The sequence below is a fragment of the Methanoculleus formosensis genome (assembly GCF_025384765.1).
Taxonomy (GTDB): domain Archaea; phylum Halobacteriota; class Methanomicrobia; order Methanomicrobiales; family Methanoculleaceae; genus Methanoculleus; species Methanoculleus formosensis.
The window spans coordinates 162,658-175,793 of sequence record NZ_VHLL01000001.1 but is presented as its reverse complement, the minus strand read 5'-3'; the positions used below and the strand labels follow the sequence as shown (position 1 = coordinate 175,793).

Below are 13,136 nucleotides of genomic sequence, written 5' to 3'. Positions count from 1 at the left end.
CGGCTCCGGCATCCACACCGGGAGACTTTCTCCCCGGCCCTTATACCTTTTCTGTGCCGGGAAGCTACACGTCGGGTCGCCCGGCAAGGTGTGTCGGCGCACCTGTGCCGCTAAGCCTTCAGCGTCCTCATAACGTCAATCAGGCTCACTGAAGGATTAATGAGCCTGCTCAGGCCGCATGCCGATATGACGTCCCGCTCGTCGTAAATGGCGTGCACGATCTTCTGCTCTCCGCCGACCTCGACAGTCCCGGCCTGGTCGATGACGAGCGACGTCGAGCCGCACCGGACCGTCCCGAGGATCACGTCGGTGCCGACCGTGAACGCGGCGGAACTCCCGGGCTCCCCGGCGACCGTCCCCTCAAAGCGCCATGTAGAAGGAAGGGCGACGGCGAACGTGCCCGACTCGTTCTTGACGAACGCCCGGGCGTCTTCCGCAACGGGGCCCGGCACCGGTTCGAGGTCGAGCACGAACTCCCGGCCGGGGAGGCGGAGCGTCACCGGGCCCCCCAAACCCGCGTCGGCGACGAACGCCGCCGGGTCGGCGGTCACGAGGTCGTACTTCCGGAGGGGCGGAAGGCTTGTGAGGTTCGGCCGCGAGGCAGGCGGAACCGGGCTGAAGTACGCAGGATCGGTCATGACCACGTGCATCGCAGGGCCGGACGGCAGCCCCGGCGCCACCACGCACCCGGCGTCGGGGAACGTCACGTTCTCATCGAGCAGGATCAGACCGGGGTGCTGCCGTGCGATCTCCTCAGTGATCGGAACCCTCTGCGGGGTTTCAATGACCGGATTGTACATCGACATGTCCCGGGGCCCGGCCCACTCGTCGAAGGTATCGAGCCAGTTCGTGGTGCCCCCGGTGGAGGGCGCCGGAGCGGCGGCGGAACCCGCCGGGAGGAGGAGCGCCAATATCAGGAGTATTTTGATTGCCTGCATACCCGGTCACCTCATTGGTTGAGAGGGATCTCGACATTCATCTATAAACGATTTCTGTGGCACGCGTCTACGCGTCGGGACCTGCCGGATTGGTTCCACCTCAGAAATCGGCACCCTCACCCGCATCAGTACTTCATGTACATCCCGAGCACCGCCGATCCGCCATCGGCCGTCGGGATGAGGGCCACGACCCTGCTGTACTCGTCCAGCCGCTACGTCGACGTCCATGACGCGGCTCCGTCCCCATCGAACCTCTCCACCCGGAGGAGGGCGGCGCCGTAGTCGTTTCCGGCAAGGACCGCCGAGAGGTACCCGCCGTCAGGGGTCCAGGTCACCGGAGATGAGGCGTTGATCGTGCTCCGCCGGAGAATGCTCCCGTCCTCGCCGAGCGAGACCTCCAGAACTCCCGCCGGCTCCGCACCTGTGACCCCGGCAAGCAGGCCGTAACCGCCGGCCGGGTCCTGCCGCGCCGCCGAGAGGAGGTATCGCTCCCCGGGGCCGCCGCGGATCGTCGTGTTCCAGACCGGTGCGCCCCGGTCGTCGAACTTCGCCGCTGTGATGGCTCCGGGCGCCCCTGCTGCCTCCCCGGCGACGAGGAATCCTCCCGCCGGTGCCGGGACGATAATCGGGATCGAATCGGGACTCACGCCTCCGGCAGGCTCCTGCCAGGCGACGCTGCCGTTAGTGTCGATCCTCGCAATCTGGTCGTCACCAGCCGCGATCCAGCCCCCGGTGTCCGAGGGTGCGATCGCCCAGTACTCTCCCCCCGCGGCAAGGTCCGTGCGGTGCCGTTCACGCCCTTCTGCATCCGTCAGGATGACGAGGCCGCGGGAGGCCGCGACGGCGAACCCTCCCGGACCGGCAGGCGCGATCCCCGTCCCGCGGCGATCTTCCGACGCCGGGTAGGTCCTATCCCATGCCACCGCCCCTTCCCGCTCGAGGAGGATAACCCGCGGCGTCGGGTGGAGCTCGCCTACATCCGAGACCGAACCGGCGATCGCGTAGCCGTCGGGGACCTCGACGATGGAGAATGCTTCGTCGAACCTCCCGCTGTCGATGACAGTGAACCACTCCTGGTCCCCGGCATCGTCCAGTTTCAGCACCCAGACGTCCCCTTCCAGCGTACGATGGCCCGGGGTCAGCGGCCGGTCGAGGCATCCGGCGGCGACGGTCAGCAGGATGAACGCGGCAACCGCCGCGAGGGTCTGGAGGTTTCTTTCAGTTGGTATCATCGGTTCGTGCTCCCCGGTGAGTTGTAAAAATGTTTGATACGGAGTATAGCGCTCAGAAATCATATACGCTCCCAAGGACAGCAAACCCGTCGTCCGACGTCCGAATGATCGAGACGACCGATCTATCATCCCCGATGTCGTACGATGCATCCCACGCGATCATTCCCTCGCCATCGAGTCTGATGACGTGAAGGGAAGAGCCCGGATAGCTCAGCGGTTGGAGTCCGATAAACTCGGGAACGATAAAACCGGCATATGCGTATCCACCGTCTTCCGTCGCGACGATGACCCGGGAGACATTTACCGGTCTTTCCCCGATCAATCTGCCGTCCGCGGCGAGAGAGGCTTCGGTCGTCTCCGTAAACCGCCCGTCAGCCGTTTCATTCCCTGCATCCAGGACAGTGCCATAGACGAGATCGTAGGTTCCGGCAGGAGAGATGCGGACAACGTAGAGTTCATCGCGCGACCTGCTCCCGAGCGTCTCGTCCCAGACGGTATTTCCCTCGGCATCGAGTCTCGCAACCCATACATCCGCTCCGGCGGTCCCTCCTGCGATGAAACCTCTCAAGGGTACCGCGGCGATCGTACCGACGTTCCGGTCGGTTTCAAACGCTGCAGTCCATGCGATCTCCCCGTCCTCGCCTACCCTGACGATCCTGGCATCCCCGGCTGCGGCATACCCCCCGTCCGGCGCCCCGACGACCTTCCACCAGTCGCTCCCCCCGCCGAGCGGCGTGCTCCAGAGGGCGTTCCCATTTTCATCCACCCGTGTTAGAAACCCAGAATACATGGCAACGACGTATCCGCCGTCCGGTGCCTCGACCAGCGAGCTGCCGTAATCCGGCGACGTACCGAAGGTCATGGTTGATATGACATTCCCGTCTCCGTCGAGAGTAACGATGCGGGGGACCGGGCCGTTCCCATCGGCGTTCGTTCCCGTGCCCGTGATTGCGTACCCGCCGTCGCGGGTCTGAATCATCGCCTGCCCTCTGCCGTTTGGGTCGCCGTCAATGATCGCAGTCCACTGGAGGGATCCGTCCGAATCGGTCTTGAGGACCCATGTGTCCAGAGTGAGGTCTCTATGCCCCCTGTCAATGCATCCGGCAAAGAACGGTATGGTTAGCGCTAAAAGAAGAATGAGTATTGCATACATTGCACTTCTTCGGGGATAGTGAAAGGTTGTGGTCTCCATAATTACAGCCTGTTTTCCCAATTTCTCATTTACTCAAACTAAAAAAGAGATTACTGTTGAATGTAGGGTACCGACATGACAAGCTGCCCGATATTCGGGTTGCTGTTGTAAGTGTCGATATCATGGTTCCAGATATTGCTGGTGTAGATCACGGAGGTCTTGGGCCTGTACTGATACCCATGAATTCCGTAGAGCCAGGCATATGTGTAACCATCATTCCAACAATAATTGAAGTAGATCTGGGAGCCCGTTACATCAAACAAGGCACGGTCTTCAAGAGTCCCGTAATATAAAAGCCTGAATGCATCGTACTCGATATCCGTCACCGGGCTCGGGTGATCCTCGTCATAATAGCGCAGCTGATATGTGGTCGGGCTGCCAGGCCAGACACCCACTTCATAGAGGTTATTGCCTCCATTTACTGAGTAAGGTAGATTTGCACCGTCAAGTCCGGTTCCGCCGTACACATCCGGCGAGCACTGGGCCAGGATGAACGTATCCCACCTGTCTGTTTCTGCAAGCATCTTGTCCATATCTTCCTGACAATCCGCAACACCAAGGATCTGCGGCTGGACGATCAGAGCGTCCTCCTCCCGAAGATCACGCTGTTCCATCAGTATTTCGTCACACACTCGTCTGAAATGCTCACCGACAATCACTTCCTTCAGAACGGTTCGGTCCTTCTCGTCAGGTTGAACATCTGTGGTCTTCTCCAGAATAGAGATAATGTCCTCAAGGTTTTGGTCATATTTCTCCATGATTTCCGATAACAATTCAGAACATCTCACTGAACTCGCACGATCGGACACCATTAAATCCTCTGCGGTAATCACACGGATGTTTTCGTCGATAGGTTTGAATAACCCCTGGATTTTGGCTTGATCTTCGATACAGATCGGATCGTTTTCCGTCCAGGCACTCACTGCAGGCACCACCACGCTCACCAGCATTACTGCCAAGAGCATAGAGAGAGCTCGCATTCCGATTCTTTTTTCCATGTTTTCTACCTCTTTGCTCGTTTTGGTTTCCGGAGGCAGAAGAGGCACACGTTTAAGTACGCAGAATGCGTACGTTCCCTTTGCCTCCGGGCTTGCGGGGTGCGTCATCCAGGGCGTCGACCGGGGATGGGCGACCCCCGCACACAAACGGGTACCGCACGCGGCACCCAACGCGATTTTGAGTCGTTAGAATATATAAAATCAGCAGCCATCGTTCGGTTTTTTCCGAAATCATCTTAAACCTTCTCATTGTGGGGCGATCGCACGGCAGTGTGCCCCCGTCCCCGCCAGGGGATGTGCCCGAAAGGATGCACTCACCCGATCTCTGGAGAACCGGTTCGGAACAGAAAAACCCAAACCTTTTCTTCGCTGAGGGGGGAGAATGGTACCTCCCGAGATTTTCCCCCAGTCGGCCTCTAAGGCCGGATAATAGCGGGATAGGGTGGCCCGAGGCCAGGCGGTGACGCCCAGACTGATGTTGTGGTTCAGTTCACTTCCTCCGACTTGCCTCCCCCGTGGAAAGAGGCGATGCATATCGAGCACGGGCGACGGGGACTCCCCTTCAGGGCCATGTCGTCAGGACCACGTAATACGCACCCTCGTACTCCATGAGCGGGTACAGCCCCCTCCCCTCTCGGGGACCGTAGGCATCATGGAGCGCCTTGCTCTCCGTGTACGAGACCTTAGTTCCCCCGATGACACGTTGATCCCGGTAGCCCCACTCCCACGCCGAGGGGTTCCGCTCCTCACCCCGGATGACTGCGGCGAGTTCGGGGTGCTGTTCGAAGTCCTGCTCAGTCAGGGGAACGATCACGCTTCCCCCCGGCTCCGCTCTCTCCATAACGTAGAACATCGGCTGTTCCCCAGAACTCTCGTGAGCGTAGATGATGAGGGCGTCGGCGAGCATGAGGCCGAGCGCGATGGCGATGACGCTGGCAAGACCACAGGCGACGACGAGGGCCGCCGTTTTGAGCCGGTTCCTTGATTTCGGATTTTTATCTTCTTCCATTCCAATAGCACCTGTTTTGACCCGATTTTAGGGGATCAGGATGAGAAAGTAGTAATACGCACCCTCGTATTCGATGTACGGCTGGTTTCTCGCCTCGACATCGGGACCAAACGACTCGATAAGTACTTCCCGTTCCAGGTATGTCACCGGAGCGCTCCCAATCGTTCGCTCGTCGAGGACACCGTACGGTGTGTCTCCCGAATACCAGGCACCGGGACCCCGGTTGTCGCCCCGGATTGCGGAGTCGAGCGCCGGGTGCTGCTCGAAGTCTTTCTCGGTCAGGTGGATGATCGATGCATTTTCCGGCGGCAGTTCGCCCCTGATCTCCCAGACGTCCAATCTCGGGGATCCACCGCTTGCTTCGAGCCAGTTGAAGAGGGCGGTGCACGTGAGCACAACCGTCGCAACGAGGAGGATGACGCCGATGAACGCCAGAACCCCCTCGATAACCAAACGTCTGTCATGTTTCGATTTCATGTGACCTCCTTTATCCCTTTCGCCCGATCCTGCCAGAAAGAGAACGCCCCAGATCCTTCCGGCGGCCCCCATTCTTCTTTTCTGACGCATGCTGCCCGGGGTTTCCGTACCACCAAATCACCCGGTAACAATTTAAAAAGGTGGTAGGGGTGAGACTCGCATCGGCTCCCATCAGGAGTGATAGTTCGCAACTGTCCATTTCGTCTCCCGGATTCTCCTTGCGTTGTCGTGATCGGCATCCCCGTGGTAGTCGTCCGATGAAAATTCAGTGGTACTCATCAACTCATTGAAGTAACTGTATGTCACGGTATTCTTGAGGTTGAGGGGAGGAGAAAACGGTTGATACCACTGGTAGGCCCTACGGTAAGACGGGATCGTCCGGTTTTCATCCAGCTCCTGGTGACCAGCATCAAAGAGGTGCCCCAGTTCATGGATGCTCACGCACCTGCGGCCGTGTGTGGTACCCAGGTACAAGATGTCGTCAGGGACCATCTGAGCCCAGGCATGCCGATGATGATATGGGTAGTAGCCGTAAGTAGCCCCCTGTGCAGAACCGTCTGCATCGTAACCACCAACATACAGTGCAATATCTGCGGCCCAGAGATCAAGGTCGGTGTTCGGATAGATCGCTTGGACCGCAACAACGGGGTTGCTCGTGATGTTAGAATGGTTTGAGAGTTGAACCCGCTTTGAATCGGTATACGCCATTACACAGAGCGTCACCCTAATATCGTCCCGGTCAAACTGCCGGTTCGCTTCGGCTACGATATCCTGAGCGACTGTTTTCCAGTTGTCCTGATCCTGGTAGAACTGGTTATCGGTAACCACCAGCAGATTGACCGTGGCATACTGGTCCTGGAGTTCTCTCATGGAAGATTCCAGATTCTCGGGAACTTCGATCGGAGTGTATCCTTCCGGGGGCGTGAGCGTCCCGTAGTCGATAAGACTCCATTTTTCAGGATTTTCAATATCCCGAGAGCTGTAGATGACATGCAGAGGCGATGCTTCTCCCTTTGCGCGCGCTCGCGACTCGACCGGGGTGATCCAGAATGTTTCGTTACCGAAGGTTACACTCCCGACAAGGGCGTTTTCCCCGGTCGTCAGGAGAACATCGCTCCCGCCAACGCCGACGATCACCCCCTCGTACGAGTCGATGCCGTCGTCGATCTGCTCAAAATCCATCCTGTGCAGTTCGGCCTGGTACTCCTTGCCGTGGACCCGGAGGGGGAGTACACCCCGTATCTGCTTGTTCAGTGCAGCATGATCGAACGTCACGAGATCGTACCGGGTAATGCCCTTCGGGATATTCAGCTCTTCTGGAGCGTTGATTCCGGATGCTCGCATATCGGATACCGATGTAGTACCCGTGATGAGTACATCCATAGAATCCCCGATGACCAGGACCGGCTCGCTGCTATCTGCGGGAAGGGTCCCTGTGACATCCTGGGCGCTCACCGCAGACACAACCCCCACGCCCACCAGCAGCAGCGCCGTGAGCAAGGAGAATACCCGCATTCCAGTTTTTCCGTTCATTTCGTTTTCCTCCAGTTTCGGTCCACGGAGGCAGGAGAAGCACACGTTTAAGTGCGCAGAATGTGTACATCCTGTTGCCTCCGGGCTTGCGGGGCGCGTCATCCAGGGCGTCAGACCTGGGGATGGGCGACCCCCGCACACAAGTGGGCACCACACGTGGCACCTAATGCGATTCTGAGTCTTTAGAACATATAAAATAAGCAGTCATCGTTCGGCTGGAACCGAACGCACCATAAACCTTCTTATGGCGGGATAATGATCCCGGCCCTTGAAGGCAAGACCCGCCGACAACACATCACAGTCCCGAACAGCCTCACCTTCATCCATGCCGTCACGCAGCAGATCGCAAAGTTTAAGATTTGTTCGGCCAGAACCGAACGACGACAGCGGGTTTTATAAGATTCCCCCTCGAATTCGGGTTTAGTTCCGGGTGCAGGAACGCCCGGGCGCTCCTTGAGGGATACTTATGAAACCATGGATCTACATGCTGGCAGCACTCTTCCTGCTCGCGGCTCTGCCTGCTGTCGCCAGCGCCGCACCACCCGCGCACAACTATGACTGTTCGGATACGACGCCGACGGCCTACGACGCACGGGTGGATCAGGCAGCGATGTACTACTCCAGCTCGTCGTCCACGAATGCACACGCATCGACAGCGTACAATCAGTTCAGGTCGGATGCGGTGTTCTTCTTCAACGGCCACGGCCTCTACTACGACGACTCGCACAAAGGCGGTGGAATAAAGTTCTCCTCGGAATCCTGGATACTGGCCGACACCGACGGCCACTACCCGGGAAACTACCAGTATTACATATCTGATTACGGGACCGACATCAGGGACGTCCTGCTCGCGGTCTACCTCGCCTGCCATACGTCCCACTACAACCCTTACAACGGAGATCTTCTCCAGCAGACCATGAACAAAGGCGCAGACATCTGCCTGGGGTTCGACGGCGAGGTCGAGGTCGAAAACGGAAAGTGCTGGTCCGGGAGCTTCTGGGACCGGTTGCGAAACGGGGAGACCGTTGCAAGCGCCGCAAGCAATGCAAAGGACGACTGCTACTTGCACTGGCCGTTCGGTTACCATGGAGTGGACACCTACGAGATCTCCGGCAGTTACAACAGTTGTCTCACTCCCGCTCGCTATGGGGTCTATTAATGGGATGATTCAATCATGAAACGGATATACATTGTTGCAATGCTATGCCTCGTCGTCGCGGTCTCGATCGTGTCGGCAACTGGCGCCAGTGCTCCAATCGGAGTGGATACCGCGAAAGGAAAAGCACAGGACTTTCTTAACGCACCCGACGCAACCGTCCAGTACCAGAAGACTGAACGCCTGAATCTGGGAGAGTACTATGTCTTTGGTACCGGAGACGGACAGGTTTACGTCAACGCCCGGACCGGGGTGATCGAACGTGCCACGTTCGATTCCGCACGGAAGGGTTGCCAGGATATCCGGCTGGATCGGGCCGCAGCCGAAGTAGCGGCAAGGGCCTACGCCGAAGAGAAGTACAGCGGCTTTGCGAAGAAGAGTATGCAGCTTACCAGATCGGACCTGGTTTCTCACGGTGATGCGGGCAGCGAGTACTCGTACATCTGGCGAGAAGAGATCAGCGGTGTCCTCACGCCGAACACGGTCGTCGTGAACCTTAACCCGAGCACCGGCGAGATCGTCTCGTACATCGGGATCCAGCGGGGGATCGAATGCCCGCTTGAGCCGAAACTTTCCCGGGACGAGGCGCTGAAGATCGTAGCCGGGCAGTTCCCGGGAATCCGGGTGACCGGTGCAACGGCCGACCTCTCCGTCGAGTACACCCGACCGGACGTACAGACGCTGACATGGGTGATTACGATGAGAGGCGAGCCAGAGGACCACGTTCTCCAGGGAGGGCTTGTCGTTATCGACGCACAGACCGGAGAAGTGCTGATGGTGAGTCCATACCTCTAAATCACCTCTTTTCCTAATGTGATACAATGCACTCGAAGACGTGGGTATGGGTTGGCTTTGCCGCCGTTCTCCTCCTCGTTGCGGCGAACCTCGCCATATTCGCTGCCTTCCCCCCGGGGCACCAGCACGTGCAGGAACCGCTTAAGCGGGTAAACTGGATGATGCCGTCCGGACCGGGGTTCGAGTACCGCGGCCCCTACGAGAGCCCGGTGATCGTCTACGACGGGACGAACGAGACCTGGCAGCTGCAGAATACTACCGCCTGGAGCCAGACCCTCTCCCTCGGTGACCGCTACAGCCTCGATCCGGCCCGCCCGGAGGATATCCGGTACACTCCCGATATCGCAATCGAGAGCGACAGGATCAGCCTCGACTTCTTCATCCGGAACCTCGCGGGCGAAGACTGCGCACGTGCCGATCTTGCCGTGACGACGGAAACCGCGAGCCTGAACACCACCACCGGGTCGCCGGAGGGGGATGTCCTCCCCGGCGCCTCGACCTCGCTGCCCGTCGACGACCTCGCCGCCGGGGAGTGGCGCGAAGTGCGGGTGACGGCGGACCTTCCGCAGCCCGGCCCGGAGGAGATCCTTTACCTGACGATCGATCTTGCCGCCCCGTACACCATCACGACCCCGAACGACACGCCGATCACCTTCGACTTCCGGCGGGTGACCGTCACCATACCGGGTTCCAACACCTCCTGGAAAGAAGGGCCCGACCCCGGCTTTACTCCGGACCCCAACTACAACAGGGCCCGCCTTCCCCGGGGATATGCAGTGGTTATCGTGCAGGGCGCGGATGCGCCCCCGATCATCCCGTTACCGACGATGACCGCAAGATGACTCCAGGACAAATTCTACCCGTCCGACCGGCCCGAAGCCCCGTTTCACCCGGGAAGAACCCCGAGACCGTTTCGGAACCCTTTTCACTCCCGACGGAAGAATACCTGATTGTTCCAGACCAGACCATGAAAAATGTCACGCTCGACCGGGACGATATCACCACTCTCGCTTCCGACGTCCGGGTCGCAATCCTCAAATCGCTCGATACCCGGCCGATGACGATGAGCGAGCTCGCCGATCGGCTTGGCCTTGCCAAGTCGACCGTTCATGAGCACCTCGCCGTCCTGGCCGACGCGGACCTGGTGACGCACGAGAACGCCCGGAAATGGCGGGATTACACCCTGACGGAGAGGGGGCGGCGGATCCTTCATCCCGGGAGGGATCACCGGATCGTCTTCCTCCTCGGCACGTCCCTGGTTGCCATGACGGCCGGGGTGCTCTGCGTGACATCATTTCTCCACGGTTTCACCATCCAGGGGGGAAGCGTCGTCCGGGAACCCCTCCTCCTCTACGCGGGCGAGGCGCTCCTCTGTATAACGATCGCGCTCTGGTACCTTGCGCTGTGGTGCCGGCGGAGAAATTCCCCTATACCGGCGTAGTTTCTCTCCCAGTCGCACAAACGCCTGTTCCCGGGCTGTGGGGCCGGAATCCCCTGCCTCACTCCCGGTATTAACTTACAATGAAGTCGATCAGATAGTAACTCCCACGATACTCCACGATCTTCCCCCGGTAACTCTTTGCGATACGCCCCGCCTCGTCTTCGGATAGCAGCACCTCCAGGCCGCCGCTATGGAGGGTTTCATTCACTGTGGGAAGTTCGGCGAGATCGGCATCGGTGAGCTGGGCGATCTCGTACCCGGCGCTCCGGAAGTCGGCCTCGGTCCAGTTTGCAGGAAGCTCGAACCCGTAATGTTCCGCCTTTCCGTTGCTGATATTGTGCAGTATGAGGTAGCAGCCGCTCAACATCGCGGGCGGGCCTTCCGGGACGACGTCGGCGGAAGAGTAGACGTAGTGGAGAATCCTCTCTGGGAATACGGTATCGTGTTGTCCTGTGCTCTCCACGTAGTATTCAACACCGCCGATCCTGAACAGGGCGAGAAGAACGCTGTCGCTGATGGTCAGAAGCGCCGCTCCGCCCCCGTCAAGCGTGCCGGAGAAGGAGTGCCTCCCAGCACTGCGGGATTCGGGGTCGTGCAACGACTCCTGCAGGTCCACCTTGTAGGGTTGCCCGGCGATGTACACGGTCAGTGATTCGCCGCGGAGCAGGTGGTCCCGGATTGCCTGCGTATCGTAGACCGCAAGGTCATAGCGCCGGATCGACGACGAGATCCCGAGGTCGCCGGGATCCCGGGCCGAGGCGTCCCTCTTCTCCGTGAAAGAGTCGATATGGACCATGACCAGCTCCTGCGGGGTTGAGGTACCGGCGACCTCCGTGCCGGGCCCGAACGCCGCAAAACCTGCCACCAGCACCGTAGCCACGACCACCAGAAGCAGAGCCGGGAGCAGGGGATTTTTTCGGATCATTTCAGTACACCACATGCGATCTGTTCTGAGGGGTGAGGGGCAAGCCCGCTCCACCCCTTCCGGGAACTATTGCCGGCACCTATACTCACCACCAACAGGGGAAGTTGATTCCCGACCTCAGCAATAGGATGCGACAACACCCTTCGTTTCAGTAATTCTCCGCGAGTTATCATGGTTGGCATCGCCATAAAAGCCATCGTTTGCCGAAAATTGCAGCCAGGCGGTTTTCATGAAACAGCCCCACATAACGGTCTGATAGTACCTGTTATGTTCGTAAAATTGGTAAGCTCTGGTATAGGTCTCTGTTTGGTTGGGTGCATATTCATGGGCCGCATCAAAAGCATGTCCTAATTCATGCATGGTTACAACCGCTCTGTCTTTGAGCACAGCGTCATAGGTAGAGGGATCATCTGCCATTTGCGCCCATGCATATCTGCAAAGGCAGGGGAAGTCATAGCCCCCTGAAGATCCAACCCCTTCAAATTCGATGGAGTCATAACCGCCTAAATACAAGCCGAGATCTGCGGATTTCGAATTTAGGTATGATTCGGGGAAATATTTTTTGAATGTTGAGAGTGAAGAGTTGATAATCTGCGGATCGTTGGAGAGCTGTTGCGCCTTCGATGTATCATATATGGGCACGATGTTCACTCCGAGAGTGTTAAAGTCATAATTGCAATACTGAATGATGGCTGCCGCTGTGTCCTGCTAATCAGGCTCGTCTGCCATCCATTGGCTATCGGTAGCAACAAGGACTCTCACAGTGACGGTTGCACGCGAATCAGCCTGTTCTTCAAGCATTTTCTTCAGCGCATATGCTTTTTCGTCGATTGCATGAGTTGAAAGAGGATGGAAGTCGATGGGGATCGTGTCGCCTTCGGGGACAATATCTTTTGATGAGTACACATATTGTAAGAACGCACTTGACGGTTTCGAATCTTGCATTGAGGTGCTTTCGATGAAATATTCGGTGTAATCAATAACAATTCTGCCCAGCAGAACGTTATTACCAACCGTAAGAAGCACTTGGCTATCTTCAACACCAGTGAGACTGCCGGTAAAGGAATGGATCCCTGTAGCAATAGCTTCTGTATCAATCGTCGTTTCCTGTAGATCCATCGTGTAAGGCTGCCCTTCTAGATACACTGTTAGTTGATCACCACGAAGCAGATGTTCACGGATTTTCGGCAGGTAAAAGACTACTAAATCGTAGTTCTTTATCGAAGAGGGGATTTTCGCGTAGACCTCTTTCTCATCAGCGATTCTCATCTCTGTCAGATCCCCAAAGTGGACAAGAGCCTTCTCGCTAGCGGATCTGTTAGACATCTGCTCATCTTTACTCTTGAAGTCTGAAGCACTCACCGCAGGCACCAAAACCACGCTCACCAGCATTACCGCCAGGAGCATGGAGAATGCCCGCAGTCCAATTTTTCCGTTCAT

The 13,136-nt window shown here is 58.0% G+C and carries 14 protein-coding genes; 4 read left to right on the top strand and 10 right to left on the bottom strand.

The window, feature by feature from the left end:
- Positions 1-110: 110 nt before the first annotated feature.
- The 7 genes from FKB36_RS00990 to FKB36_RS00960 form a co-directional block, all read right to left on the bottom strand.
- Positions 111-938, bottom strand: coding sequence for a hypothetical protein (locus FKB36_RS00990; protein WP_261596160.1), 828 nt, complete (start codon positions 936-938; stop codon positions 111-113).
- 212 nt (positions 939-1,150) lie between these two features.
- The gene (locus tag FKB36_RS00985) at positions 1,151-2,170 is read right to left on the bottom strand and encodes a hypothetical protein (RefSeq protein ID WP_261596159.1); all 1,020 of its coding nucleotides are present in this window, start codon (positions 2,168-2,170) and stop codon (positions 1,151-1,153) included.
- A 52-nt stretch (positions 2,171-2,222) separates the two neighbouring features.
- Positions 2,223-3,149 (bottom strand): hypothetical protein, encoded by a 927-nt coding sequence (locus FKB36_RS00980; RefSeq protein WP_261596158.1) that lies wholly within the window; start codon positions 3,147-3,149, stop codon positions 2,223-2,225.
- 263 nt (positions 3,150-3,412) lie between these two features.
- Positions 3,413-4,360 carry a hypothetical protein gene (locus FKB36_RS00975; protein ID WP_261596157.1) on the bottom strand — a complete coding sequence of 316 codons (948 nt, stop codon included), beginning with the start codon at positions 4,358-4,360 and terminating at the stop codon, positions 3,413-3,415.
- Between the two features lie 562 nt (positions 4,361-4,922).
- Positions 4,923-5,369 (bottom strand): hypothetical protein, encoded by a 447-nt coding sequence (locus FKB36_RS00970; protein WP_261596156.1) that lies wholly within the window; start codon positions 5,367-5,369, stop codon positions 4,923-4,925.
- Positions 5,370-5,396: 27 nt separating this feature from the next.
- The gene (locus FKB36_RS00965; RefSeq protein ID WP_209727672.1) at positions 5,397-5,846 is read right to left on the bottom strand and encodes a hypothetical protein; all 450 of its coding nucleotides are present in this window, start codon (positions 5,844-5,846) and stop codon (positions 5,397-5,399) included.
- Between the two features lie 171 nt (positions 5,847-6,017).
- Positions 6,018-7,379, bottom strand: coding sequence for a hypothetical protein (locus FKB36_RS00960; RefSeq protein ID WP_261596155.1), 1,362 nt, complete (start codon positions 7,377-7,379; stop codon positions 6,018-6,020).
- Positions 7,380-7,845: 466 nt separating this feature from the next.
- On the opposite strand from FKB36_RS00960, the gene FKB36_RS00955 reads away from it, so the two are divergent.
- From FKB36_RS00955 to FKB36_RS00940, 4 genes are all read left to right on the top strand, one after another.
- A complete protein-coding gene (locus tag FKB36_RS00955) occupies positions 7,846-8,538 on the top strand; it encodes a hypothetical protein (RefSeq protein WP_261596154.1) in 693 nt (230 codons plus the stop codon).
- Positions 8,539-8,553: 15 nt separating this feature from the next.
- Positions 8,554-9,330 (top strand): PepSY domain-containing protein, encoded by a 777-nt coding sequence (locus FKB36_RS00950; RefSeq protein ID WP_261596153.1) that lies wholly within the window; start codon positions 8,554-8,556, stop codon positions 9,328-9,330.
- A 26-nt stretch (positions 9,331-9,356) separates the two neighbouring features.
- Positions 9,357-10,172, top strand: coding sequence for a hypothetical protein (locus tag FKB36_RS00945; RefSeq protein WP_261596152.1), 816 nt, complete (start codon positions 9,357-9,359; stop codon positions 10,170-10,172).
- Positions 10,173-10,297: 125 nt separating this feature from the next.
- Positions 10,298-10,771, top strand: a complete 474-nt coding sequence (locus FKB36_RS00940; RefSeq protein WP_261596151.1) for an ArsR/SmtB family transcription factor — start codon at positions 10,298-10,300, stop codon at positions 10,769-10,771.
- A 70-nt stretch (positions 10,772-10,841) separates the two neighbouring features.
- Here FKB36_RS00940 and FKB36_RS00935 read toward each other — a convergent pair whose 3' ends face one another.
- The 3 genes from FKB36_RS00935 to FKB36_RS00925 all read right to left on the bottom strand — a co-directional run bounded on the left by FKB36_RS00935 (position 10,842) and on the right by FKB36_RS00925 (position 13,136).
- Positions 10,842-11,696, bottom strand: coding sequence for a hypothetical protein (locus tag FKB36_RS00935; RefSeq protein ID WP_261596150.1), 855 nt, complete (start codon positions 11,694-11,696; stop codon positions 10,842-10,844).
- A gap of 117 nt (positions 11,697-11,813) precedes the next feature.
- Positions 11,814-12,338 carry a hypothetical protein gene (locus tag FKB36_RS00930; RefSeq protein WP_261596149.1) on the bottom strand — a complete coding sequence of 175 codons (525 nt, stop codon included), beginning with the start codon at positions 12,336-12,338 and terminating at the stop codon, positions 11,814-11,816.
- Between the two features lie 66 nt (positions 12,339-12,404).
- Positions 12,405-13,136 carry a hypothetical protein gene (locus FKB36_RS00925; protein ID WP_261596148.1) on the bottom strand — a complete coding sequence of 244 codons (732 nt, stop codon included), beginning with the start codon at positions 13,134-13,136 and terminating at the stop codon, positions 12,405-12,407.

What these genes read in the sequence shown, in the direction of transcription:
- FKB36_RS00925 (WP_261596148.1), bottom strand. Translation starts at nt 13,136, where the DNA reads ATGAACGGAAAAATTGGACTGCGGGCATTCTCCATGCTCCTGGCGGTA.
- FKB36_RS00960 (WP_261596155.1), bottom strand. Translation starts at nt 7,379, where the DNA reads ATGAACGGAAAAACTGGAATGCGGGTATTCTCCTTGCTCACGGCGCTG.
- FKB36_RS00985 (WP_261596159.1), bottom strand. Translation starts at nt 2,170, where the DNA reads ATGATACCAACTGAAAGAAACCTCCAGACCCTCGCGGCGGTTGCCGCG.
- FKB36_RS00990 (WP_261596160.1), bottom strand. Translation starts at nt 938, where the DNA reads ATGCAGGCAATCAAAATACTCCTGATATTGGCGCTCCTCCTCCCGGCG.
- FKB36_RS00940 (WP_261596151.1), top strand. Translation starts at nt 10,298, where the DNA reads ATGAAAAATGTCACGCTCGACCGGGACGATATCACCACTCTCGCTTCC.
- FKB36_RS00975 (WP_261596157.1), bottom strand. Translation starts at nt 4,360, where the DNA reads ATGGAAAAAAGAATCGGAATGCGAGCTCTCTCTATGCTCTTGGCAGTA.
- FKB36_RS00935 (WP_261596150.1), bottom strand. Translation starts at nt 11,696, where the DNA reads ATGATCCGAAAAAATCCCCTGCTCCCGGCTCTGCTTCTGGTGGTCGTG.
- FKB36_RS00980 (WP_261596158.1), bottom strand. Translation starts at nt 3,149, where the DNA reads ATGATTCAGACCCGCGACGGCGGGTACGCAATCACGGGCACGGGAACG.
- FKB36_RS00965 (WP_209727672.1), bottom strand. Translation starts at nt 5,846, where the DNA reads ATGAAATCGAAACATGACAGACGTTTGGTTATCGAGGGGGTTCTGGCG.
- FKB36_RS00950 (WP_261596153.1), top strand. Translation starts at nt 8,554, where the DNA reads ATGAAACGGATATACATTGTTGCAATGCTATGCCTCGTCGTCGCGGTC.
- FKB36_RS00955 (WP_261596154.1), top strand. Translation starts at nt 7,846, where the DNA reads ATGAAACCATGGATCTACATGCTGGCAGCACTCTTCCTGCTCGCGGCT.
- FKB36_RS00945 (WP_261596152.1), top strand. Translation starts at nt 9,357, where the DNA reads ATGCACTCGAAGACGTGGGTATGGGTTGGCTTTGCCGCCGTTCTCCTC.
- FKB36_RS00970 (WP_261596156.1), bottom strand. Translation starts at nt 5,369, where the DNA reads ATGGAAGAAGATAAAAATCCGAAATCAAGGAACCGGCTCAAAACGGCG.